Raw genomic sequence first — 23,428 nt, 5'->3', positions numbered from 1 at the left:
GCTGGCCTCCAATCCAGCCAGCATCTTGAATCACAAACATCCGGCTTTGGGAATCCTACGATTCTCTCAAAATAGCAATCGCTCTAGCATCCAAGCGCTAGTCAAGGGTCCAATTCTGCCAACAGGTCTGGCACGCTGCTGTCAAACTACAATTACCAAGCTGACAGGCTATTCGAAGTACGGTGTGGCGGTTCGCACGATGCCGCGATCGAAAAGTTCGTCACGCTCGCCGATCAGAAGCCGACGATGGCATCGCGGCAGCATCTGCTTTCGTCGATCAAGCAGTCAGTTTTGGCGATAGAAGTTTACTTGCACGGAAAGGCATCTACGAGGGCAAAAAGCAGCACACCTTCGACGGCAATGTCGTCCTGTTGCGGGAATCTTCTCAAATAGTCTTCAAGGATAATCTGGTACTGCTCGGAGGCAATTCGGAGGGTACCCGGGGCACAAAACAAAAGTGCCTGGTTCTCGTGCTTCAGGACTCCGTTGGCGTAGTTGTAGCTTTGCCCCATGGTCATGAGCAGTGCTTGGATCATATCAGACTGGGTGTTTTTGTTTCTCAAGTAATCGCTTAGCTGGAGCGCATTTGCCATCGTGGCGGCGGATATCATCACAATCGCGCTTACCGCGAGTTTTATGGCCAGTTTCATAATGCAAATGCCCCTGCCTCACCGGCTTAAGGCATTACATTCGCAATCTGAATTGTGCAACGCGGCATTTATGATCCCAAAGTTCGATTGCCGCTGCTTGCGGCAAGATCGTGCTGGGCCGGTAGTATTCGACGAAGGGAAGGCGGACTGACGCCTAAACGTCACTGACCCGCAATCGCGCCAATTCATCGAGTTCAGTGAGAGCTGCCTCTGTCGCCTCCCATAGCTTATTGTGACTCTCTAGAAGTTTGTCTCTAGCAAGCTGGTTAGTGGGGAGCGGCGCCTGATCGAAATTGTCTATAGCCTGGCGGGCGCGCTTCAGCAACTCTTGGTAAGACCGGCGGGCTTCCAGCAGTTGTTGATCGGTCAATCCGGCAAAGTCATTGGCCATGAGTGTGTTTCCTTCGGGTTGTTCTTGCGCTGACTCCTGTGTGGGGCTGGTCAGATTAACCAGCAACCCAGAACGCTTGGGACCTAAAATCATGCAATTCAACGACAAAATGGCTGTTGCGGGGACGCGGCAGACCGCCGACGGCAACCTTGTCGCCACCGCGAGAGCAGTCAGGACCAGCATCAAGCTTTTCGCCGGCCGTCGCCATTTGAAAAAGCAACGTGCGGTGACGTTTTTTCTCCGTGAGATCCGAGTGCGATCCGCCTAAATAGATGCAGTCCGTAGAACCATTATTCCCTCAGAACCAAATTATCCTTCAGATCATCCCCTTTTTCTGCCGTTCCAAATCCGTTTTCGAACCGTGCCGACGGCTATCCTCGCACGACTTCGAACACCCAAGCGCAATTTCAACCGTCAATTTGATGGGTTTATATCCCTATGACAGAAGCCCACCTCACATGCTCCAAAGCCACTCACACACCCCTGCTCACCACATATCATCTCAATATGCATCCTGGTTCGATGACAGGATCGAGCAGTTCGTCGAAGCTCACAAAGGTAGATTCGAACCCACCTCATTTTACAAACGACGGAACGGGTTTTTCATCACGATCTCATTCAATCACGCCAGTCGCAAACAGCGGCAAGAAGGTTCCGACCTGATCGACGGGCCACCTACCAAAAGTGAGATGGATACGTTCACCGACCTGTACAACTTGATCTGCCGCAACCTGATTGGAAGGAACTACCATCGACCGTCGTTCCACGACCTGAAACCGCTGGCTATCGGTTGTCTGGACACGAATGGATCGAGATACTGGAGATCGATGGGCGAACTAGAGAACCCTCACATCCATTCAATTTGGATTTTCACCGATCAAACTAGAGATGGATTTCAAAAGTTATTAGCCGACAAAGAGCGGCTGCTATCCATCAAAGAACGGTTCTCGATTCGAGAGCTGGATATCCAGCAGCTGGATCATGACCATCGAAATTCGACGGGTGAGAGTCGTGCATCGTCGTACATGGCAAAATTCATGGTGCACAACAATCACGAGCTAAAAGTCGCTGACGATTTCAGGGTGCTGCCGATTCAGGTCGAGAAATCGCTTAATTGAGATAGGGTTTAGGCAGGGTGCCTGGATGTTTCTGAACTGACTATCCACAAAATGATGGGTGTGGGCGCAGCACCGAAATTTTCAATGGCGCTGCTGTCACCCTGCCACGATTTCTGGAATCCAAGAGGTCGCCCGTAAACCCGGCGTGTGTGTCTTGGTCGTCGTTTCTTAATTCTCCACGTATAATCCGCCTGAGCCGGTTCAGTTTTCAATCCTCATCTCGCCATCTTCATCATCGTCGTCGGGCTGCTCCTCAAAGCCGTCAACACCGACGACTTCGATCCAATCCCAGTTCTTAGCTGTGATTTCGGCCGTCAAGCGTTCCATCATCGGAATGGGAATCTTGTATCCTGGCTTTAGCAGGTCAACGAGATCACCGATCTTGACGACCTCCGCCGTGAAGGCAAAATCGAACGCCTTGGTCTGAATTCCGCGCATATTCGATGCAGTCACCTCGACATCGACAACGAACGGGCCATCATGGTGGGGATCGATCGTCGCAATCCCCTCGAATTTCCAGCTGCGACCATGTCTAAAATCGGCGCAATGGATCTCGATTACCGGGCTGCGGTTGGGACCGACAGCAAACTGCATCTCATGCCTGCCGACGTTCGACGGCCGAATGGAATTTGGATCGAATCGGATGCCATCGAGGAAAGTTCTTGGCTTAGGCGCAGGCGGGCCGAATATCGGATAGCAGGTGAAGCGATCGTGAAGGGAGCCACCCCTGCCTACCATTCTGAGTACTAGGCTTTCAGCCTGCAAATTACCGATGTTCTTGAGGCAAAAGGTAAAGGGAACTTGAGCGTAGTGGACCTCAAGGAACCGATGGACTGAGGCAGTGTATGCTGGAACGACCTTAGTCCGATAATCCCGATAACGATCATCATAGCTGAAGTCGCGGCGGAAGTTGAATGGAGAATCGTCCTCCTGGCTGGGATTCTCTCGGATGACACGCGATGCCATGGCACCTTTGGCATCGTCAGACATTGGTTCGATGCGAAAGACCGTTTGAGGCTGGGCCAACCCAAATTGCAGAGAAACCTCCATCGAAGGTTGCGCTTCTTCCAGTTCGCGCACACGGGCTTTCAACCGGACGACCTCTTTATCGCTCGGGCTCGGCTCTGGATCTAACAACCAATGATCAGGCATTCGCCAAGACTTCAGCCCATGACGTGATCCAATCGCGATTGGATTTGTATCATTCGTCAGCAGTAGCTTACGTTCTTCGGGCACATCTCGGGCATGGAGGATTTGGACCACGACACGATCGTCACCCTCGTCGCGATCAAGGTCATCATGCTGATCCCAATCTAATCGGGTGTGTCGGGCAACCGCTATATCGACCGCCGGAGGGCCATTGGCTATCCGGTGGGGAAATCCAGTCTCAGCGGCGGGGGAGATTAGACGGTTAAATGACCTGGCTCGCTTACCAAGCCGGCCGTCCCGTTTCCGCTTGTCGATCTCGGAATTTACCTGTGGGACGACCAACACGAGAACGGGGCCTGTCGAGTCGAGTTCGTGCCATGGCATCGTTTCCAGTGGCTTGCCTTCGAGGGCAACCATGCTGTCGATGAAGATGATCGACGAATACTTGGTGTGATCGAAGGCTGATTCCATGCCGACTAGCGTACCGGGAATCGAGTGATTCAGCCATTGGATCATCCGCTGCATCCAGCCAATTGTGAGCGCTCAACGTCGCTGTTACGAAAGTAGCCCCGCAAACCTGGCGTGGAATGCCAAGGCATGGAAACCGGTTTTCCGTTGAAGTGGTGTTTACGAGGACAAGGAGAACCCGGACATGGACACGGTCCCATTGAGCGAAAAAACAATGACACGCCTGAACAGACGCTTGATCGGCTGTTTCACAAGCACTTGACGGGAAAGGGCTTGTGGAAAAAGGAGGTGCCACACCTAAATTCGACAAACACCACGACCACTGTCGAACAAAGACCTAAGCAGGCTTTGGCAGCGCTTGCCAACCCAAATGGCGACTGTCGAGACAGTGATGGTCCAATGATCATCGCGTCGTACCTAGGTGTTTGATCCCTTGCTTTAATGGGGCGAGCTTGGAAGCAATCCAAAGTCGAGGGAGAGCATCTGACCTACGTCACTACCGTGAGCCTAGCGGCGATCGCGCCCAATTCGGTTGAAGGCAACGACTGACCATCCAGGAGCACCCGCCAAATTCGATCGATTTATTTTCAAGGGGTACTTGCGCCGGCATTTTGTCGCACCCATCTAGCCGCAACGCCGACGGAGAAACCTCTGCCGGCGTCCAACGGAGGGTCCATTTGCGCATGGCAGGAACGATACAGGCAAAATCACAGCTCGCTAAACTCGGCCTCAGGGCCGCAAAGGAACACTCCAGCGACATATATGTGTACGCTGGGCGTATAGACGAAAAAGGGTCCGAAGCGCTTCGCAACGAAGTGCTGCTCGCCCGAAGATCAGAAAAAGCCATTCTAATTCTGATCACCACCGGCGGCTCTGGCTCCGCAGCCTTCAAAATAGCCAGGCTCTTCCAAACCTTTTACGACAGTTTCGATATCTTTGTTCCTGCGCACTGCAAAAGTGCCGGGACACTCCTGGCACTTGGGGCGAACCGGTTGTGGATGTCTCCGTTTGCGGAACTTGGACCGATAGACGCTCAGGGCCTACAGCGGGATGAACTCGGAGTATTGGATTCGAGCTTGTCCACGCGAGCCTCTCTCGAAGCCATCATGGAAACTTCGTTCAGCTTCTTCAACGACTCTGTCGTCAATCTAGCCACGCTTAGTCAGGGCAGTATCAGCTTCAAGCTCGCAGCGGATATATGCGGAGCAATGGCTACCAAGATCATGTCACCGTTGGTTGCCAAGATAGATCCAGCTGTGCTCGGTCGCGAGAAGCGTGGCCTGGAACAGGGGATTAAATATGGAAATCAGCTCGCGTCGATATCGGGCAATGCAGGCGAAGATGCCGTAGTCAGTTTGGCTCAGGACTATCCCTACCATGGTTTTGTGATCGACTTCGCGCACGCCAAAACGTTGTTTCGGCAGGTCCATCGGGCAGAAGGGACGCTACTCGCGTTGGGGAACGAACTCGGCGACTCCATACGCCACGCATCCGAGGGGGACATAGAAATCAAGACCCTCCACAAAACAAAGCTTTCCAACGCGAAAGAGGAGACAAGCCACGGGACACCAGATATTCCCGATGGCTTTCCGGAAATGTCCGACTATTGCGGCCCTCCAGGCGAAACTTATGCCGACTGGTTGGACGAAAAGCGCCAGGCAAACGACGACCGCACGCCGGCCGAGGATTTGAAAGCAGCTTAACCCCCAAATCGAATGTGACCGAGCCTCGCCCTCCGGGCGAGGCCTTCGGCATGTGTTTTTGATCGAATTCAGGGGGACCAGACATGGAAATTTACGAAGAAGCCACTGCTCAGGATCAAGCAGTCGGTCCGGATAATCCACTCGCAATATCGATCCCGCCTGCCGGCGTGAGCTGGCTGACACGGAGGCTTCGCTTGTCGATCAACCGTCGGTTGATCGACAAAAATTCTCTGAACGACGACGGTGCATTCACGAACGGATTTGAGCCACTGCAGCTCGACGTAAAGGCACTACTTGGGAATATCCTGTGCGGATATGCCTACTGCGCTGAACTGAGAGGCCCACGGTCAACAAGCAACTTCAAAGCGTCAGATATCTTGTCCATCGATATAGATGACGGGATGACCCTCGATGAAGCGGTGGAAGACCCGTTCTTCGCCGCCTATGCCACGTTTATCTACACGACTGCCAGCCATACAGAAGCCAATCACCGTTTCAGAATCGGCTTTGCGCTGGAACGGACAATCGAAGACGCCAAGGAAATGCGCGCAGCAACGCGGTCGTTGATCCTGAAATTCTCAAGCGATGGTTCTGCATCGGACCCAGCCCGGATTTTTTTCGGAAACAGGAAAGCCGAGCTCCTCTATTTCGACAGGGGCATTCCAGCGGCGGTGTTGGACGACCTGATCGCGCAGGGCACGGGAGCAGGTCAATCCGACAATGAATTCGACAGGCTTGCGTCAACAAGATCCAAGCTTGCCATTTTCAACAATCAAATCATTATGAATTCCAAGGGAATTTCCGGCGTTTTGGACGATTTTAAGCGTTCAGAAGCGCTTTTTTGCCCATTCCACAAGGATAGGCACCCAAGTGCCTTCGTCATTCAAAACCAGCAAGGGCAAAAGGGAATTCGATGCTCGGCGTGTGTCCAGAGCTTCTGGTCGACCGGATACAACGACCAATACGATTTTTATAGCTTCGAAAAGGCTGCCAACGCTACCAACCAAATTAAGATACCCCCAGCGGATATCGACCACTTCTTCCCGTCTCAGGATGCTGCGGAGTGTCTCTCGGCAGCCGCCATCACTTTCATCGAAAGGGAACGCCTAGAATCAGTACCATTTCTGGCGGGAGCGACGTTCGTCCGCAGCCCGAAAGGCAGCGGGAAGACCCACATGCTGGCAAACCTGGTGCAGGAAGAGCAGGGACGATTTTTGCTGATTGGCCATCGGCGCACGCTAATTAGGTCAATGTGCACATGGCTCGGCCTTAATTGCTACCTGGACGACGAGGACGAGCAACCTGGTGGCAGGCAGGACCGATATGGGATCTGTCTCGATAGCCTGATGAAGATCAAAACCAACAAGCCGTATGACTACATCTTAATCGATGAGTCGGAGCAGGTGCTTGCCCATTTCCTCTCATCGACGATGAAGGAGAAGCGTCTACCAGTCCTTCGCAGACTGATGCACCTGGTATCTGACGCCAAGAGGGTTGTCGCATTGGATGCTGATCTGTCGTGGAACACGTTTCGGCGGATTTGCGAATGGCGCAAGAAACCCGATCAGGTGGGGGAGAACCACCTCATCATAAACACGTTTCGAAAGGAGCGCGGGACCATCCATATGGTGCCGACGAAGACACAGCTTGTTGGTGAGATTCATCAAGCTATCGCTGCGGGAAAAAGGTGCTTCGTCACGGCCAACAACAAAGGGTTTGTCGAAAAGCTGGAGAAATCAATTCTCGAAAAGTATCCTGAGATAAGGCTGGTCACGGTGACCTCGACATCGGTTCAAAAGGCGGATGATCGAATCCAATCGTTCGTAGCCGACCCTAAGTTGGAATCAACAAAATATCAGATCGTTCTCGCATCACCTTCACTGGGTACGGGTGTAGATTTCTCGTTCGAAGACGAAAGCGACCGTTTCGACATTGTCTTTGGCATGTTCGATCCGCTGGTTCTTACCCATTTCGACTGCGATCAACAGTTGGCGCGCGTCCGATCGCCCAAGGCGGTGCGCGTTTTTGTCAGCCCGGCAAAATTTTCGTTCGAAACCGACCTCGACACGGTGACCGCCGATGCATTGTCATTCGAAATGATGGGGCATCTGATCAAAGGCTACAACTCCCAAGGCAGAGTTGAGTACCAGGATCACCGAGACAATGACCCGCTGCTGCGGATAGCAGCGTCGGTTCTGTCGGTTGAACGCGCATCAAAAAATGACCTGAGAAATCACTTCGTAAAATATGTGCAAAGCCAGGGCTGGGATGTTGTGAACGTCGAGAGGAATGACGCTCTTTACGAGGAAGGTAGTTTGGCTTGGGTGGCCGGTAGCGAGCTGTACAAGGAGCAAGCTGTTCGAAGACTTCTAGAAGCTAGGTCGCTGGCCGAGGACGAATTCGACCAAGTCAAGGCAGCGATAAAGGACGACGATCCCGTCGATGATGCTATGCGCGCTTCGTACTCTCGCTCAATCATCGAGCGCTTTTATCGACAGGAGTTGACCGACGAGCTGATCAAGCTGGACGACAATGGCAAGATGAGAAAACGCGTTCGGCTGTTCGAGCAACTGATCGACAAGAAGCTTCTTGAGATCAGGCTGATGGTGGCGACTGAGTGGTTGTCGGGAGACAACCGGACTGCTGTGCTTTTGCCGAACCACACTCAAAAGGAGATGATGGCTCTGGGCATCTTGGCAGAGACCCCGTTCTATTCCGTTGGCGGATTTCATCTCGATGTCGAATGCGGGAGCTACCAGCTCACGGATTTCGTGGCGTATATGCAAAAGCACGCTCAGGCGTTCGAGACGCAGTTTGACAAGCCGGTCCGTGCCGATTTGGAGGAAAAACCGATGAGTCAGCTCAAGTCGATCCTAAAGATGGTGGGGTTGTCTACCTACAAATCCAGGACAATATCTGCCGACGGCGAAAAAACCTACCTTTACAAGATTGATCCAGATTCGTTCGCTAAAATGAATGGAATCGCGGATAGTCGACGGGCACTCCAATAAATCATGTGAGATATTGTAGAAATGGTACAATTGTTATGGATTCGGTAAAAGGAGGATAAGTGGGCATAATTTATCTGTTTCAACCGTACCGGATAACTCCGGAATTTATATACAACACACATAAATTATGCCCACTTATCCTCCTTTTACATTCTCTTTTTCTTGCATTGTGTTGTAGACCGAATTCGACGGAACGAAGCTCTGGGCCCGGGACCGTTGACCTTCTCCGTCGTTCGACGGGATGCCGTTGTCGATCAACAAGGAAGGAGATCACAATGGCATTCGAAGGATTGAAACTGGTCGCCACCCCGAAGCAGGATGCATCGGACCCTGCATCCAAGCGTCGGCAAAGGCTGGTCATGCAGATCGACCATCAGCTTTATATGGCAGAACCGGAAAACCAGGGTCGGAAGTTCCGTGGCCGCTGGTGGACGATCGACATGGACGGCAAGCCGACTCTGGCAATCAAGTACGGCAAGATCCCCATGGAGCTTGCCAAAGGCAAGCATGCGATAGCATGCAGTGACATGACGGGCGTGGTCGATGCACTTCAGAAAGCCCGGGCAGCAGCCGTCGATGGCACATTTGATGCTCAGTTGGCGACGGTGTCCGAGCAGGTTAGGGCTCGGTTCAAGAAGGGTCGCTGATCTTTTCGTGCAAAAACCATGATCTATCCCGCGTCAGTCGCGGGATAGATCATCCTATTCGACCTTAAGGGCGGTCTCCGATAGCGAAAGCAACTGCTCAAGCCAGTCGTCGGACAACCTCTCGATGAGAACATGAAGCCGACTTAAGAGTTCTCTACGTGCCGCATCCGTCTCAGCGCCGCCTTCATGGTCCCAACCCACCAGAAAATTGGGCGATACGTTCAGGGCATACGCCAAAGAGACGAAAATCTCAAAGGCCGGCTTGTTCACGCCTGTTTCCAACTTGCTCAGCGTCACGGTCGAGATGTCGGCTTTGGCAACAAGATCGTCCTGTGTGAGACCAGCCTGCTTTCGAGCGGCTTTCAACCGATCCTTGAAAAGTTCAGCGGCGATCTGTGACTGCTCACGCGGTGTCATCCCCATCTGATGAGATAAGAAAACGCATCAGAACATATCTGGTCATATGTTTTTATCGTTGAAAAATATACAAATATACCATAAACGTCGGAAATATCCTCTGAATAGATGGGTCGGGCGCCTTCTCACGGCGACCAGCGAGGGGTCAAATGGAAGAAGCAGCAGCTCCAGTAAGCACGATCGACTGCCCGTATTGCTCGGAGCCGATCAATCCCAAATCCAAGAAATGCAAACACTGCGGCGAAATCCTCGATCCGCAGATGCGTGAGATCGAGTTCCTAAAGAGCCAGAAGCATGCTCCTCAGGTGTTCATGAATGCCGGCGGAGGAGCGGCAGCCGCGGCTGCGTCAGCTGGCGGGATGCTGAGACGCTTCCCTCACTGGTTTCATATCCTGCTGTCGATCATTACCAGTGGCCTTTGGCTGCCAGGGTACATCCTGATGTATCTGTTCCGGAACAAGCGGTACTATTATTGATGACTCTTCGCCCCATGCCCCGTCCGTCCATCGCAAGCAAATTTGCGCTAATGCTAGCCGTCTCGATCGCAGCACCCTCGGCTTTGCATGCGGACGATGGAATCCGTATTCCCCTCGAAAAATACAATCGAAAAGCTGAGGTCGCGATCCAACGTGGATATTCGATTGGTACGGGGGCATGCGTTTCGAACCTGGTGCGATCGATCGGTGCCTATGCAGGCAAACGCTCCGGCTGGTTCATCACATTCGATCGCGATGAGGCTGTCTATTTCGATTCAACCAAGATGAAGAATTTTAAGCACCGCTGCGTCGATGGCCGCCAAATCACAACGGAAAACGGCCAGGATGAGATCGTCCAGGTGTTCGATGAGGACGGCCAGCCTACGATGCCAGAGCAATGAAACCCTGGCATTTGGCCTGATCGCTCACGTTGGCCCTTGCTTTGCATCACTAAAGAGCAACTCGTCGAGCCGACAAGTTCCGCGCCTTACAAAACTAATTGAAGGGGTGTCTTTTGCCGTTTCGAAGCACTTCTTAAGCAGTGAGAAAATTGCCGCTTTGTCGAAAGCCGCTCCAGTAGGGATCGCGGCAATTGCCTGAGAAGCGTGAGCAGCTTCCGTGGGTGTGGTCACTTGTGGGATGTCTCCCTTGAGTATCTGCCCCAAGAGCGTTTTCGGCTTACCGACTGCCGCGTGAAAAGCTGAACTTGGCTCAAGCCATTCAATGTATTTCTTTTTTCGTGATGGTGACCCGGTCGTAGCGTTGATGAAATCGACTAGATCATCCTTGGAAAGTGCCGCCTGCCTCGCGAAATAATGCAGCGGAAGGCGCTCGCCTTGTCCAACCTGCACTGCGAACCTTATGTACTCCTTCGGATTGTCGGGTTGGGTCTGATCTACGAACGCGGTGAGAATATCATCCCGGGTAAGGATTCCGAGCTTGACCTTGGTCTTTGTCTCGCTATCCAAGCTGTGCACTTCACCAACCAGACGGAGCGTTGGTGCGCCCTCTTTCTCACTGAATTCTCCCTCTTTTATAAAAGTGAGTTTGTCTATGAGTGCGGCATCGATCTGGATGGTGCGGTTGCCGTCATCCAATGTTCCATTTTCAAGGTCGGCCACCATCGTTTTCATGGGTCCGAGGCGAAGAAGCCGCTCGACCATTGGAAGTATCTGCGCGCGTGCCTCCGCATCGCGTACATCGAGCATCGCGCGCAAATCACTGTATTTTATGCGGGAGGATTGGCCTGGATAGCGGTAGAAGATATCCCCTTCCTTGATCGTGCCCTCTGCCTTGGTCGCGATTACGGGTCTGCTGTCATGCCTACGCACGTGAATGACGCCAATCGTTTTCCCATCGATGGTTGCAGTTCCGACCTGAAACCCCGGAGTCGGGTCAAACATCGCCTTGATGCGAGTTGCGAAATCTGCTGGATCGGCCGACACAAAATCATCGGCGGTCATGCCAACTAAGGCGTAGCTTAGATCTTCGCCGGCTGGCCCTACCTCGTCTTTGTCGTGGACGCCGAAAAAGACATACCCTCCAGAGTTGTTCGCCAAGGCCGCAATCGGTCGCAGCCACTTATCTTGGTGTTTGAAGCCAAAGTTAGCCTTGCACTCAAAACGATCTGTCTCACCGACCGAAAGACGCCAAATCCCGTTAGCCCCTTTTGTAAAGCACTTAGCAATTCGGACAGGCGAAAGCGGGTCGTCCCCTTCCGACAACTGGCCAGAAGAACCCAGGTCACTGTTGTTCGAAGATTGCGAATGAGCTGCGATAAAGGAATCAAGGGCACTATCCGGTGCTGGCGAAATGGACGCCGAATTTGAATAGGTGCGATCGCGAATGCCGGAGATACGGCCGCTGTTGACCGACCGATCAGGCCGGTTGAAGTAGAACTGGATATCCTTGTTCTTCATATTGCGATCGAGCATCGCTCGTATCAGAGCTATCTCTTCGTCTGTGATATTTTTCTTCGCCATATAGCTGACCCGCTCCCACAAAGGCAATACTATGCCGACGGAGAGCGCACAACTAGCCGAGAAAGCAACCCTCTAACGGTTGATTACCGCTATCGCCCTTAGAACGCCTGATTGTTTCTTGATAGGCTTCCTAGTGGGTGCCTTTGATAGTTCCTTTGGCTTCCGCCCCTAACCAATGCTCTTCGCCATTGCCGATCGAGTTGCCGCATAGTTCGGAGCAACCATCGGGTAATCCGCTGACAGACCCCATTTTTCGCGATATTCGGCTGGGGTCATTCCGTGGCTCGTAGCGAGATGGCGCTTCAAAGACTTGAATTTCTTGCCGTCTTCGAGCGAGATGATGAAGTCCGGCGTCACGGATTTCTTGATGGGTACCGCCGGCGTCAACGGCTCAGACGCCGGCAAAGGCGAGGAACTGGACTGCAGCAGACCCAATGACTGGTGAACCAGTCCAATTATACCAGGAAGTTCGCCGACTGGGACCGGATTGTTCGACACGTATGCCGACACAATGTCAGCCGTTAGTTCGATGATCGCGCTGTTGGTTTCTTCGGCGGCCAATTTTCTATCTCCTAATCGGACAAATCGCACAGAAGCGACATAAACAGTTCATCTGGTGTCTGCAATTGGATACGGACGAATAGCTAGGCCGCCATCATCGTCAGGGTTGCTTTTGTAGAATTTCGCACAGCGAATTGATTGCTTCGTCAATTCCTGCCTCGTTCCGCTTGTAGAAAACTCGCGTCCCAACCTTCGTTGCAGAGACCAATCTGGCCTCAGTAAGCCAACGCATGTGCAGGCTGACAGACTCTTGCGTGATACCAAGCCTGCCGCAGATCAGCTTGTTCGTCAGCCCGGTCTGTCGCGCGTTGGGGACATCAGCAAAATACAGCTCCGGCCAGTTAAGAAAATCCAGGATCTTCAGCCTGCTTTCGCAAGCCAGCGCCTTGATAACGCGAGCATCCATTGCGGTTCTCCATCAGTTTGCTTCCGATGGAAGGCGCTATCCCCGTGTAGACGCCTATCGACAACGAGGTATTTTGTGCAACGGGTGCAAGCGCTGATGTCACACTCAGCAGCGTGACAATAAGGTGCGGCGGTCTCAGATGGGCCTCACGAGACCGGCGCGAGAATCCTCGCCAACAAGCCAGGCTTTCATTTTTCCAGGAGCGAAATCGTTACCTGTCCCTAGCGCTAATTAGTCGAACGGATTTTCGCTGTGAGGGCCCGAAGGTCGGCGGATTTTCCGAGCGCTTGTCCGATAGACAGCAACTCGAAATAAAGTCCGTCCATCGTATCCGCCTGAATTTTCTGTTCGAGTTCGGCAATGTGTTCGTAGACCTCCTCCTTCCTACCAGCCGTTTTCTTAGACCCTTTCAGATGGACGCCCCCGGCATAATTAGCAAAGAACTTAATGACGTCTCGGCGCTTGAATGCCGTCCCGCGCCTGACTGCGCCCGGCGCGTCAAGATAGGCATTGAGCCTCCAGGACTTTTCCGTAAGGTCCACAAGAGCGCTGCTATCCGCCGGTCCGTGCCGGGCATCGCGTGAGACGCTGAATACCTCTACCGCAAAGCCTTCCTCGGCGTCAGCGGGAACGCCCGTTTTGTCGTTAGCGACCTGGGCCGCACCGATCATTGCAAGCTGAATCCCATTGAGGGTTGCGCCGCCCGCAATCAGCGACACGACATCCTGGATGGGCCTTTTGAGCTCAGTCAACAGAGCCTTGAGATCTGGACCGGTGACGGTCGGCTGGTCAGAGAAGCCATAATGGCGCCAAGCCTCTTGGAGTGTGTTGTCAACAAGAAGTCGGCGCAAGGCCGCGCTTCCACGCCGAAGGTCGGCGTCGGAAGGCGGTTCATAGAGCACGCACCATTCCTTCTGAAACCACTCGATATCGTCCGCAACTGTGGTCCAACGGTGCGTAGGGTGTGCGTTCTGTTCATCCTTTTTACGCGGCCGATTCCGCAGTTGCTCGACTATCCGCTGATCTAGAAAGAACGAGAACTGATGGCCACCAACAATTCGTGCAACAAGAACCGGCCTGCCCGAAGCCGGATCCTCGCCGAGCAACAGAGACTCCGCTTCCCGAGGCTGGATATCGACGGTTCGGAAACCGTCTGCGGTTACGGACGACCTTTCGTCATGCCATTTGCCTGCCGCCGAGGCAGCGCGATCGAGAATCTCCAGCATCGGCCCACTTTGATCGAAGGGAATCTCGATTTGCTGTTCAAGGCCCGATGCTCCCCTGAGGAGCAAGATCATATCGCCGGTTTCCGAATTGACTCCACCGTTCACGGGAGAGACAAATTTCGACTTCTTTATAATTGTCTTGGCTCCGTTCCTATCGCCGTCCGCTAGGGCGGCGGTAAGATTGTCAAGCAGGCGGTAACCCTCAGTTCGCGTGATCCGTAGCCAGATTGGAGGGTCAGGAGCATCCTGTGCGTTTCGCGCTCTTGCCTTAATTGCAATTCTGTGCGGCTCTGTTTGCTCCGTCCGCACCTCGATCGGCGGGGTCAGATCAATCCAGATATTTCCTTGATCGTCGCTCTCTGTAGTCAAGATGGCACGCATGATAGGGTCTGTCCGCCGGAAGTGAGAGATGCATTTGTGCCAGACGTGGATTATCACACGCCACGGTGCGTTTATGGCTGCTTTGACGCAACCCATAGAGCCTGACGTCTGTGTATTGCCATTTTTTGCGGAACCTCATCGATAAAGACCCAATTTACGCAGTAACGCGGGTAACAAGATGACACAATGGGTCGGGTCAAACCTTCCTAAGCCGTTGTCTCTAGGAGGTTTTGAGCTGACAGGCGACTATCAGGAGATAGCCGCCATGCATCACAATCCAATCGGCCGGTCGCTCAACCGTATTGGGTCGGAGAGATCGATTATTGCGTTGCTGGCACGGCAAGACAGCGCTCCGGTTCAGTCGATCTGGCAGAACGATCGCATCTGCGAGTATCTGCTCGCCTCAGATAGCCGCCGGCACACTTGGCATGCATGGCTTGCTATGCGTGGCACGGCCATCAGCGATGTGGCCGAGACGTCCCGGCTTTTGACCTTCGCCAAGTCCCGACAGATTCTCGCGAATGCATTCGGCTCCTGCCCTGCCGGCATGATCTCGGCACTCGGCAAATTGGGACCATACGCGAGGCCGAAAGACGTTTATGTGGCGCTCCATCAAGCGCTCGCGACCGCCGGACCGCTGGCAAATCACCTCTATCAGAAGCCGGAATTTCGGGACGACGACATTGTCTCACTGGCATCAGCCTCCACGATGCCAGTGTCGAAACGAGTTTTCCGCGCGCTGCTGAAGTGCAAGATGCCCGCCTCGGCGCTCGTTGAGCTGCTGTGGGTGATCGCACAGCTGGCACGGATGCACGATGATCAGCACCTGGTTCGAGCCATTGCTCAGGGTCGCCAACCGCCTGCAATTCTGGCAAACCTATTCAGTCTCATGCCGTTCCCCCACCCGCCGTTTGAGCAGGTTGGTGCTCTCGTTCCGATCACCGCAGCAGAACAGCTTCGAAAAGCAGGGAACGAATTCGACAACTGCCTGAGGGGCGGAGAAGAACTCGCATATGCTCTCGCATCGGTCCAATCGGGTCAGCGTTACTTCTATCGCTGGAATGGCGATCGCCCGACGCTCCTGGCATTCTGTAGATGTGGCTCAACAGGATGGATTTTGGCCGAGCGTTCTGGTCCAGCTAATGCCGACATTTCCGAAGCTACAGTGGACGAGATCGGCGCGACACTGGCGGGGGTTCCATCCGTACTCGTCGGAAGACGAGGCGCCGGAATGTTGGAATGGATTTGTGCGAGATGATCTCGTAGGCCAGCCTCTCCGTTGATTAGCGTTTCGCCAAAAGCTAGGAAGGCTAAATGCTTTAAAGGAGAAAGCCCTTGGCCGACGAAACCATCAACCTGATCGAATTAACCGCAGACATCGTTTCCGCCTACGTCAGCAATAATCCTGTGCCGGCTGCGTCACTGCCGGAACTGATCCACAGCGTGAACCTGTCTCTATCGAAGGTCGGACTACCGGTAGAGCCCGAAAAGCCGGTTCTCACGCCTGCGGTTAATCCGAAGAAGTCGGTGTTTCCCGATTACATCGTCTGCATCGAGGACGGGAAGCAGTTCAAATCGTTGAAGCGGCATCTGATGACTCACTACAACCTCACGCCCGAGGCGTACCGTGAGAAGTGGGGTCTCGCGCGCGATTACCCTATGGTGGCACCAAATTATGCGGCAGCGCGATCCGTGCTGGCAAAAGCTATGGGGCTTGGCCGGAAGGCTGTGCCGACCAAGAAAGCTCCTGCTAAGCGAAAAGCCAAATAGTCAGGCCGTCCAGAGCGCGCAGGCCGGCGCTGCACAGCCCAACAGCTCCCACCCTGGCGCCGGCCATCTTCACCGTCGATCGAATGGGGGCTTCCAGTCGCGGTTGCGCGCCCTCTGCTGGCCTTCGTAGTCAGGAATGCATGTGAAGAACACCGGACGACGGTCGCGGCCTGCAACCTTACAATCCGAGCAGCCGAATAGGCCGACGAGATCCCAATGCATGGAACCCTGATCCGGGCCGCGCCGATCGATCAGCGCCTGGATGTCGAGCTTGGTCGACTTGCAGCACATGGCATGCCCGCAATTTACATAGACGGTTTCGCCGGCGGCCAACGTGTCAGCGAGGGTCTTGGTCATCCTCTGAAGCGCTCGGTGTACCAAGTGATCTTGCCATCGATCTTCATTGGTTTGTGGATCATCAGGCGCTTGGGTAAATGTTCGGGGTGCACCTCCAAAAGCGTGATCTTGACCTGAGGCTTGCAGCGGCTGCAATCGAACTTGAGCGACATCGGATCGACGCCACCGCCATAGACCATCATCAAGTCGGCCGACCGGCAGTAGCGGACATTGCCGCAGCTGCATTCCACTTTCACAAGCATATTGTGTCGGGTCGCTTTGCCCAGCGTGTCGATCGGTTCGTGCGCCATTCCCATAAATGAGGAACATATTCCTAGATAGTCAAGCGGCTCTTGACTCTGGCGTTCTCATTTTGTTCACTGTTGGCAGGATAGACACAGGAGGCAGAGATGGACCTGCTTTTGACAGTTCCGGGCGCATCGCCCGAAGAGATTGCGCGCGGCATCGCTGCGGCGCAGGCGGTGCTGGACCGGGTGGGCATCACAGCTACTGAGGCGGCAGATGGAATGTTTGCGCTTGAAGGTTGGGACGATGCCAGTTTCCCTGACGAGGGTGAGCCAACAGAGGAAGAGGACGAAGCAGCGAGCGCCTGGATGGAAGCGTCGCGGGCAGCTTTAGACGCATGTTGCGCTGACTGGCCCGCCGAAAAGCGTCCGGTTGACGCCGATCTGCAATTATTGGTGGACCCTGCAACACAATTGGCCGACCGGCCAACGGCCTTGGCCATGCTCCGCGCTCTGACTGCTGCGCAAGACGGCAACGGCGAATTCATGAATTCGCAAATCGGCATACTGGCGGATAGGTTGGCTGACGATGTGGACAATCCGCGCGATCTAATTGCGGCGGTGACGGTTGCCTTTACCAGGCTGGAGCTTGCGGGATTTCGTCCAGGCGAGCCGATCGAGCCCAAGCGCCAAGCCGTCTATGATGCGATCGACGCCCTTGAAGCTGCGACCGAGTTGCCCACATCGCATTGAGGCAATAGGGGGCAAAGCATGTGCGGCCGCTACACCAGATACTTGACCTGGTCGGAAATCCATCGGCTCTATCGGCTAACGGCGCCGGCTGAGACCGGGCGCAACGACGCCCCTCGCTATAACATCGCACCGACTGAGGAAGTCCCCTTCGTCACCGCAGGCGAGGACGGCAATCACAAGCTCCGCGAAGGCCGCTGGTGGCTCGTGCCGTTCTGGGCGAAAGAGATGCCCAAGGCGGCGATGTTCAACGCCAGGATTGAAGGCGTCGATGCAGCCCCGGCATTCCGTGACGCATTCAAGTCGAAGCGCTGTCTGATCCCTGCGGATGGCTTCTACGAATGGACGATCTCGCCGGCCGACGGCAAGAAGGACCCTTGGCATATCTATCTGCCCGGACACGCGCCGTTCTCGTTTGCCGGCCTGTGGGCCTACAACTCCAACCTCGACATCACCAGTTGCACCATCATCACCGAGCCGGCCGGCGAGCCGATGAAGACCTTGCACGATCGACAGCCGATCATTCTCGACCAAGGCTATTACGACGCGTGGCTGGATCCGACGACACCCAAGGACGACTTGAAAGACATTCTCAGCCACGACATCGACGGTCAACTGCAGTTCAATCGCGTCGGTCGCGACGTCAACTCGACGCTAATCAACAAGCAGCCCAATGACCATCCCGCCTTGGTCGGGCCTATCAATCCTCTCTAACTATGCTGATTTGCGGCCCTTCGCCTTTGGCCGGTCCTGGTTGATGCCTTCGTTGGCGAGGCTCTTTCGAAGAACCGAGGCCAGGTCGACCACGTTCTCTTTGGGTTTCGGCGCCGGTTTCGGAGGCTTTTTGCCCTTGCGCTTGGCGTCGATCATGGCAATCAACGCATCCTCGTAGGTGTCCTCGAATTTCGAAGGATCGAACTTCGTCACCTTTTTGTCGATAAGGAGCCCCGCGATTTCGAGCAAATCCGCATCGTATTTCGGGCTTTTCACATCGTCGAAGACGGTGTCTTCCGACGTCATCTCATTGTGGGTGCGCAACTCGGTCAGCAGCATCCCTTTTTCAAGCGGCTGTATCAACACTTCGCGCCCGCGCTGATAGAGTACGACGCAGGAGCGTGCCGCGACGCGCTTCTTCGCCATCGCATCGCGCAGGACGGCAAAGGCCTCCAGGGAGGCACCGTCTGCCGGGATCAAGTAGTATGGTTTCTCCAAAAAACGTGTGTCTATCTCGGCAACCGGAACGAAGGAATCAACGTCAAGTGTATGCTGCGACGTCAGTTTCAGTTTCTTGATCTCGTCCGGCTCGACGTGGATGAAATCGTCCTTGTCCGCTTCGTAGCCTTTAATCTGATCCTCGGCTTCGACAACATCGCCGGTCTCTTCATCGACATAAGCGCTCTTGACGGGTAAACCGTCTTTGCGGTTCAAAATCTTGAAGTGGATCTTGGATGCCTCGCTTGTGGCACCAACTATCTTCACCCCGCATGACACGGAACCAACCCTCAGAAAGCCCTTCCAGACCGCGCGTGGCGCCACCATGCCGTTTCTCCTAGACGTGCCGATGTTCCGCACAACGCCAGGCACACGGTTCTGTTCCGCAGGGGAGCCCTCGTCTCCAGCGTTAGTCATTCCTCACGATAGTCCAGCAGCTTCGCGTGGCGTAGTTTCTCTTCGCCCTTCAGGAATTTGACCCGGCCGACCAGGCCCGGCTTGATCCATTCGGCCTTGTCCTTCTTCAAGCCCCTCGGCGTTGGGCCGCCGACCTTTCCCTGCACGCGGTCCCAGAGGCGCTTGCGTTTGTCGAATTTGAAATTGACGTTGGCGGTGCCGAGATAGCGGCCGTTGTCAGCCANAAGAACCCTTGCCGCCTGGCCCGGATCACGCTGAACGCCGATGATGTCCATCTCCTTTTCATCGTAGCACTTGATCTTGCGCCAGTTCACCGTCGGGCCGCTGCGATAGAGACTGTCCCGGCGCTTCGAGACGATGCCTTCCTGTCCAGCCTGGTCCGCGACGTAGTAAACGGCGTCACCCGTGCCGGGCATCGCCTCGCTGAATTGGATGCGGCTGCCGGCTTCAATCATTCCCTCCAGGATGTCACGACGGTCCTCGAGCGGCATGTTGCGGAGGTCGTGGCCGTTCAAGTGCAGTAGATCGAACGCAACGAGATAATAATCCTGCGATGGCTCGCTGCTGCTGACAGCAGACTGCAATGCATGAAAATCGGAACGTCCAGCCGCGTCGACCACAATGGCCTCGCCTTCGATGATGAAGTCGTCAGCCTCGATCGCCGAAGCTTGGTCGGCAAGGATCTGGTAGCGTGCAGTCCAGTCGTACCCTCGCCTGGTCAGCACGCGGATGCCGTCTTCGTCCTTGATGAGCTGCGTGCGGTAGCCGTCGAACTTTATTTCGTGGATCCAGTCGTCACCCTCTGGCGGGTTGTCGACAAGCTCCGGCTCCATCGGCTTGATGAACTTCAAACGCATGAACTGACCCACACCCGCGATTCAATCAGCTTTAGCTAAAATAGTTCCAGAAAGGATGAACAATGCGGCCCGGTGCGCGTTGCGGATCAACAACCACTAGGAGGAACACCAATGGGAGACGACAAGAGCAAGCGTGATTTCCGCGACCGTGACCGGGTATCAGGCGACGAAGAATATGAGGTTGGTTATTTCGCCAGCAAGTTTCAGCTTACGATCCCCGAAGTGCGGGAACTCATCGAAAAGCACGGCAACGACCGTGAGACGCTGGAACGAGAAGCAAAAGCGCTGGGCAGTAGATGACCAGGCTGTCAGACCTTGGCCCGCCAATCCCCGGCAAGCAGCACGGCGGCGAGCCTGGCGAGGAGCAGGAGAATTTCATGATTTGCCCGGTATGCGGCCAGCGACTCGACATGCGTGACTTCCGCCAGGTGGCTTGGCACGATCAGCCCAAACACGAGCCGTTGGAACTGGAGCTCTATGTCACGAGCCGGAATGGATAGCGATTGCGGACGTGAACGTTGAAATAGCGGCCCTTGGCAAAGGCGGCTTTGAACGCGGTAAATGTCTCAACCGGTACGTCCAAGAACTCATAGTGCTTACCGCTGGCTACAAACCAGACTGAGAGAACCCTATTGTTCGGGTCATAGTCGAACTTGCGTATCGAAGTCGAGGGCATGGTGCACCAGGCTTTGTCGGCCTAAGTCAGCGGACGGATATGGGCCCGCCACTGAGAAAGCAGCGACGGGCCCGTCCGGTGTTCTGCTCGGTGAGGGAAACCGAGCGCCTCCCAAACTTCGATGCTGCAAAAAGGTTCCGTTCCTGTGCTCCTGCGGCAGCCTTTCTGTTGAAAGATGGAGGCTACGCCAGCCGAGGATCGACATAGATTGAAGTTGATGTTAGGGCGAAATCTCGCGCCAATCAGCGGATTCGACAACAAAGCATAAACAGTGCATGGTCGGGTTGGTGTCGGGGGATGCCTACATGCATTGGCGTTCGGGTTTTTCTACTTTGTTGGCGATACTAGTTTCGGGTTGCGCGGCCGACTATTTGAACAACTATGATTGGGTGACGCTCGCGGCCGGCGATGCGAACCACACCAACGTGCTTCTGCAGACCGTCGATCCTCCAACCCAAACAGCAACAACACCCACATTGATGGCGACGGCGCCCGCGCGGTGGCCGCCTTCAATGCGTATCGGCGCGTGGCGTCGGCCGGCGGCGCCGACTTGGATTGCGCAGGCGGCGAAGGAAACAATCCAGTTGTAGCCGGTCCTGTGCAAATCACTGGCGCTGACACAAACCGGCTTGACGGTGATCACGACGGCGTAGGCTGCGAGTAAAATAGTTGGACAAGCCCCGGTACGACAATCGTTCAGACCAATGGCGCAAGCAGCGTGGTGCGCAGCGGGCACGTGCGCGCTTTCTGGCGGGCGTTCCCAAGCGCTTGGTCTTCGTGACGCTGGCGACGATGGCCGCCTATGCCACGCAGTTCATCCTACAGCGCAGCGAAAACACCCCTGACCTTCACGTGTCTGACTGGATCGCGCCGAGGCCGGAGGCGATCACCGGCGTCACTTCGGTTATCGATGGCGACACGATTGAGGTCCACGGGCAGCGCATCCGCTTCAACGGCATCGACGCCCCCGAGGCAGCCCAGCAATGTGACGACGCCAAGGGCGTTCGCTACCGGTGCGGCGCGAAGGCCGCGGCAGCGCTCGACGGGTTCTTGGCCGCCTCGAGGCCGGTTACATGCACCTTTGTCGCGTGGGACCGCCACAACCGCTTCGTGGGCGACTGTCGGCGCGCAGACGGCGCCAGTGCGGCCGCCTGGATGGTCGAACACGGCCATGCGCTCGACTGGCCAAAATTCAGCCATGGTGCGTATGCCGAGCAGCAGGCGAAGGCAGAGGCGACGAAAGTCGGGCTGTGGGTCGGAAAGTTCCAAGCTCCTTGGGATTGGCGCGCTGGGCGTGGAGACAATGCCCGGCCGGCGGTGAGCCAAGCCCTAGGCATCATCAGCAGTGAACAGGTAGCGCAAAGCTATTCCTGCCAACCGCGGCGCAAATGCTCGCAAATCAGCTCGTGCGACGAGGCCCAATGGTATCTCAGCAACTGTCCATGGGGTGTCAAGCTGGACCGCGATGGCAACGGCGTCGCTTGCGAGACTTTATGTTGAATCCACTTGAAAAGAGGGGCTTTCTTTACCATCTACCTGTTCCGTTTAGCGCTGACGCGCGGGAACAATTCCATCTCTTGACGATTTTAAACGGGTGCGGTAGCTCTACCGCTGAAACGCCCCTGGCAGTACGCTTCCCCCTCAGCGAAAGCTGATCATAGATGGGAAGCCGAGCCCAGGGGCTTCGCATAAGAGCCCTAGAATGAACCGAAACCGGTTGGCTGTGCTTGTCGATGGCGGCTTCTTTTTAAGACGCCTCAAGCATCAATTTCCGGGGATTGATCATACCAATCCAAAGGTGGTTGCACGCCTCATTCATGCTCACGCTATACGGCATCGTCATCAAAAAACTGGCCGCGACGAGACCGGCCGGCATATTTTTGAAAGCTTCGAATTATATAGGATATTTTACTACGACTGCCCGCCATTTTCCAAGAAGATGCATTATCCCGTTACCAAGAAAGCTATAGATTTCGCCAAAAGTGAGCAGGCCGTTTTCCGAAATGCGCTCCATGACGAATTACGGAAAAAACGGAAGGTTGCGTTAAGACTTGGCCACCTTCTCGATACTTCGTCATGGCGCCTTAAGGCGTCTACTTTGGCGGCCGTCTTAAAGGACGAAAATACGGAACTGGGCGACGAGGATTTCGAGCTAGATACCATTCAGAAGGGCGTCGACATGAGGCTCGGCCTAGATGTTGCGGCACTCGCGTATAAGGGACTAGTCGACCAGATCGTCCTTGTCGTCGGCGACAGTGATTTCGTCCCAGCCGCCAAAATGGCCCGCCGCGAGGGAATAGACATTATTCTAGATCCGCTGGGACAAGCGGTTCATGCACATTTGCACGAGCACACAGATGGGGTCCGCACGCCTCCAATGCCGCTGGCGGCTCCCGCAAAAATTGCGGCTACGCCGGCTCTAGGCAAGAGACCTAGGAGAGCGACTATCGAGGCGGCCGAACCCGCCGAAGCGGCTTGGGCTTTACCTGACGATGATGACGACATTATTTGACAAAGCTCTGCAAATCTTCCCCATCGTGTGATCTCGATGAAAAGGTGCCATTGTGTGGGACGGCTGT

29 protein-coding genes are annotated in these 23,428 nt (G+C 54.8%); 16 read left to right on the top strand and 13 right to left on the bottom strand.

Going from position 1 to position 23,428, the window contains the following annotated elements; genetic code table 11:
- Positions 1-305: 305 nt before the first annotated feature.
- Together X735_RS136735 and X735_RS136740 are read right to left on the bottom strand one after the other, a co-directional pair.
- Positions 306-650, bottom strand: coding sequence for a hypothetical protein (locus X735_RS136735; protein ID WP_023814250.1), 345 nt, complete (start codon positions 648-650; stop codon positions 306-308).
- A 154-nt stretch (positions 651-804) separates the two neighbouring features.
- On the bottom strand, positions 805-1,227 hold the full coding sequence (locus X735_RS136740; RefSeq protein ID WP_155930635.1) for a hypothetical protein: 423 nt from the start codon (positions 1,225-1,227) through the stop codon (positions 805-807).
- Positions 1,228-1,499: 272 nt separating this feature from the next.
- Here X735_RS136740 and X735_RS136745 point away from each other — a divergent pair, with 272 nt between their 5' ends.
- Positions 1,500-2,159, top strand: coding sequence for a hypothetical protein (locus X735_RS136745; RefSeq protein WP_023814247.1), 660 nt, complete (start codon positions 1,500-1,502; stop codon positions 2,157-2,159).
- 201 nt (positions 2,160-2,360) lie between these two features.
- On the opposite strand, the gene X735_RS136750 is transcribed toward X735_RS136745, so the two are convergent.
- On the bottom strand, positions 2,361-3,824 hold the full coding sequence (locus X735_RS136750; protein ID WP_155930634.1) for a hypothetical protein: 1,464 nt from the start codon (positions 3,822-3,824) through the stop codon (positions 2,361-2,363).
- Positions 3,825-4,459: 635 nt separating this feature from the next.
- Between X735_RS136750 and X735_RS136755 the strand changes: the two genes are divergently transcribed.
- From X735_RS136755 to X735_RS136765, 3 genes are all read left to right on the top strand, one after another.
- Entirely contained in the window at positions 4,460-5,479 is a 1,020-nt protein-coding gene (locus tag X735_RS136755) for a hypothetical protein (RefSeq protein WP_023814245.1), read from the top strand.
- Between the two features lie 83 nt (positions 5,480-5,562).
- Positions 5,563-8,490: a plasmid replication protein, CyRepA1 family gene (locus tag X735_RS136760; RefSeq protein WP_023814244.1), complete on the top strand. Its 2,928-nt coding sequence runs from the start codon at positions 5,563-5,565 to the stop codon at positions 8,488-8,490.
- 275 nt (positions 8,491-8,765) lie between these two features.
- Positions 8,766-9,137, top strand: coding sequence for a hypothetical protein (locus tag X735_RS136765; protein WP_023814243.1), 372 nt, complete (start codon positions 8,766-8,768; stop codon positions 9,135-9,137).
- A 54-nt stretch (positions 9,138-9,191) separates the two neighbouring features.
- Here X735_RS136765 and X735_RS1000000166940 read toward each other — a convergent pair whose 3' ends face one another.
- Complete coding sequence (locus X735_RS1000000166940) at positions 9,192-9,554, bottom strand: helix-turn-helix transcriptional regulator (protein ID WP_196815370.1); 363 nt, start codon at positions 9,552-9,554, stop codon at positions 9,192-9,194.
- Positions 9,555-9,703: 149 nt separating this feature from the next.
- Here X735_RS1000000166940 and X735_RS0135405 point away from each other — a divergent pair, with 149 nt between their 5' ends.
- Positions 9,704-10,030, top strand: a complete 327-nt coding sequence (locus X735_RS0135405; protein WP_031213940.1) for a hypothetical protein — start codon at positions 9,704-9,706, stop codon at positions 10,028-10,030.
- On the top strand, positions 10,030-10,431 hold the full coding sequence (locus X735_RS136770; RefSeq protein WP_155930633.1) for a hypothetical protein: 402 nt from the start codon (positions 10,030-10,032) through the stop codon (positions 10,429-10,431). Before X735_RS0135405 ends, X735_RS136770 begins: the two co-directional genes overlap by 1 nt.
- Positions 10,432-10,455: 24 nt before the next feature.
- Here X735_RS136770 and X735_RS136775 read toward each other — a convergent pair whose 3' ends face one another.
- The 4 genes from X735_RS136775 to X735_RS136790 all read right to left on the bottom strand — a co-directional run bounded on the left by X735_RS136775 (position 10,456) and on the right by X735_RS136790 (position 14,586).
- Positions 10,456-12,012: an ATP-binding protein gene (locus tag X735_RS136775; RefSeq protein WP_023814239.1), complete on the bottom strand. Its 1,557-nt coding sequence runs from the start codon at positions 12,010-12,012 to the stop codon at positions 10,456-10,458.
- A 168-nt stretch (positions 12,013-12,180) separates the two neighbouring features.
- Complete coding sequence (locus X735_RS136780; RefSeq protein ID WP_023814238.1) at positions 12,181-12,573, bottom strand: MucR family transcriptional regulator; 393 nt, start codon at positions 12,571-12,573, stop codon at positions 12,181-12,183.
- A gap of 100 nt (positions 12,574-12,673) precedes the next feature.
- Positions 12,674-12,979 (bottom strand): helix-turn-helix transcriptional regulator, encoded by a 306-nt coding sequence (locus tag X735_RS136785; RefSeq protein ID WP_023814237.1) that lies wholly within the window; start codon positions 12,977-12,979, stop codon positions 12,674-12,676.
- Positions 12,980-13,206: 227 nt separating this feature from the next.
- Entirely contained in the window at positions 13,207-14,586 is a 1,380-nt protein-coding gene (locus X735_RS136790) for a hypothetical protein (RefSeq protein WP_023814236.1), read from the bottom strand.
- A 265-nt stretch (positions 14,587-14,851) separates the two neighbouring features.
- Here X735_RS136790 and X735_RS136795 point away from each other — a divergent pair, with 265 nt between their 5' ends.
- On the top strand, positions 14,852-15,844 hold the full coding sequence (locus tag X735_RS136795) for a hypothetical protein (protein WP_155930632.1): 993 nt from the start codon (positions 14,852-14,854) through the stop codon (positions 15,842-15,844).
- A 77-nt stretch (positions 15,845-15,921) separates the two neighbouring features.
- The gene (locus X735_RS136800) at positions 15,922-16,356 is read left to right on the top strand and encodes a MucR family transcriptional regulator (RefSeq protein WP_023814234.1); all 435 of its coding nucleotides are present in this window, start codon (positions 15,922-15,924) and stop codon (positions 16,354-16,356) included.
- A gap of 69 nt (positions 16,357-16,425) precedes the next feature.
- Here X735_RS136800 and X735_RS136805 read toward each other — a convergent pair whose 3' ends face one another.
- Together X735_RS136805 and X735_RS136810 are read right to left on the bottom strand one after the other, a co-directional pair.
- Positions 16,426-16,713: a hypothetical protein gene (locus X735_RS136805; RefSeq protein WP_023814233.1), complete on the bottom strand. Its 288-nt coding sequence runs from the start codon at positions 16,711-16,713 to the stop codon at positions 16,426-16,428.
- Entirely contained in the window at positions 16,710-17,009 is a 300-nt protein-coding gene (locus X735_RS136810; RefSeq protein ID WP_245273317.1) for a hypothetical protein, read from the bottom strand. The genes X735_RS136805 and X735_RS136810 overlap by 4 nt, the downstream gene beginning before the upstream one ends.
- A 93-nt stretch (positions 17,010-17,102) precedes the next feature.
- Between X735_RS136810 and X735_RS1000000166935 the strand changes: the two genes are divergently transcribed.
- Together X735_RS1000000166935 and X735_RS136815 are read left to right on the top strand one after the other, a co-directional pair.
- On the top strand, positions 17,103-17,690 hold the full coding sequence (locus X735_RS1000000166935; RefSeq protein ID WP_023814231.1) for a hypothetical protein: 588 nt from the start codon (positions 17,103-17,105) through the stop codon (positions 17,688-17,690).
- 18 nt (positions 17,691-17,708) lie between these two features.
- Positions 17,709-18,401: an SOS response-associated peptidase gene (locus tag X735_RS136815; protein ID WP_023814230.1), complete on the top strand. Its 693-nt coding sequence runs from the start codon at positions 17,709-17,711 to the stop codon at positions 18,399-18,401.
- Here X735_RS136815 and X735_RS136820 read toward each other — a convergent pair whose 3' ends face one another.
- Together X735_RS136820 and X735_RS136825 are read right to left on the bottom strand one after the other, a co-directional pair.
- The gene (locus X735_RS136820; RefSeq protein ID WP_023814229.1) at positions 18,402-19,226 is read right to left on the bottom strand and encodes a Ku protein; all 825 of its coding nucleotides are present in this window, start codon (positions 19,224-19,226) and stop codon (positions 18,402-18,404) included.
- An 86-nt stretch (positions 19,227-19,312) separates the two neighbouring features.
- Complete coding sequence (locus X735_RS136825; protein ID WP_023814228.1) at positions 19,313-20,173, bottom strand: RNA ligase family protein; 861 nt, start codon at positions 20,171-20,173, stop codon at positions 19,313-19,315.
- Positions 20,174-20,284: 111 nt separating this feature from the next.
- On the opposite strand from X735_RS136825, the gene X735_RS136830 reads away from it, so the two are divergent.
- Positions 20,285-20,473, top strand: a complete 189-nt coding sequence (locus X735_RS136830) for a DUF3606 domain-containing protein (protein ID WP_023814227.1) — start codon at positions 20,285-20,287, stop codon at positions 20,471-20,473.
- On the top strand, positions 20,470-20,673 hold the full coding sequence (locus tag X735_RS1000000168355; protein WP_081735012.1) for a hypothetical protein: 204 nt from the start codon (positions 20,470-20,472) through the stop codon (positions 20,671-20,673). Before X735_RS136830 ends, X735_RS1000000168355 begins: the two co-directional genes overlap by 4 nt.
- Here the strand turns inward: X735_RS1000000168355 and X735_RS0135395 are convergent.
- Positions 20,649-20,849 (bottom strand): KTSC domain-containing protein, encoded by a 201-nt coding sequence (locus tag X735_RS0135395; protein ID WP_031213938.1) that lies wholly within the window; start codon positions 20,847-20,849, stop codon positions 20,649-20,651. The two genes, X735_RS1000000168355 and X735_RS0135395, sit on opposite strands and share 25 nt — an antisense overlap.
- A gap of 305 nt (positions 20,850-21,154) precedes the next feature.
- On the opposite strand from X735_RS0135395, the gene X735_RS1000000168350 reads away from it, so the two are divergent.
- The 4 genes from X735_RS1000000168350 to X735_RS1000000168340 all read left to right on the top strand — a co-directional run bounded on the left by X735_RS1000000168350 (position 21,155) and on the right by X735_RS1000000168340 (position 23,361).
- Positions 21,155-21,439 (top strand): hypothetical protein, encoded by a 285-nt coding sequence (locus tag X735_RS1000000168350; RefSeq protein WP_245273316.1) that lies wholly within the window; start codon positions 21,155-21,157, stop codon positions 21,437-21,439.
- Positions 21,376-21,513 (top strand): excalibur calcium-binding domain-containing protein, encoded by a 138-nt coding sequence (locus X735_RS1000000170455; RefSeq protein WP_348625606.1) that lies wholly within the window; start codon positions 21,376-21,378, stop codon positions 21,511-21,513. The genes X735_RS1000000168350 and X735_RS1000000170455 overlap by 64 nt, the downstream gene beginning before the upstream one ends.
- 5 nt (positions 21,514-21,518) lie before the next feature.
- Positions 21,519-22,349 carry an excalibur calcium-binding domain-containing protein gene (locus X735_RS1000000168345; RefSeq protein WP_196815369.1) on the top strand — a complete coding sequence of 277 codons (831 nt, stop codon included), beginning with the start codon at positions 21,519-21,521 and terminating at the stop codon, positions 22,347-22,349.
- Positions 22,350-22,551: 202 nt separating this feature from the next.
- The gene (locus tag X735_RS1000000168340; RefSeq protein ID WP_081735011.1) at positions 22,552-23,361 is read left to right on the top strand and encodes an NYN domain-containing protein; all 810 of its coding nucleotides are present in this window, start codon (positions 22,552-22,554) and stop codon (positions 23,359-23,361) included.
- Positions 23,362-23,428 lie beyond the last annotated feature (67 nt).

This window comes from Mesorhizobium sp. L2C084A000 (assembly GCF_000502875.1).
Classification (GTDB): Bacteria; Pseudomonadota; Alphaproteobacteria; order Rhizobiales; family Rhizobiaceae; genus Mesorhizobium.
This window is presented reverse-complemented; position numbering and strand designations above follow the sequence as displayed.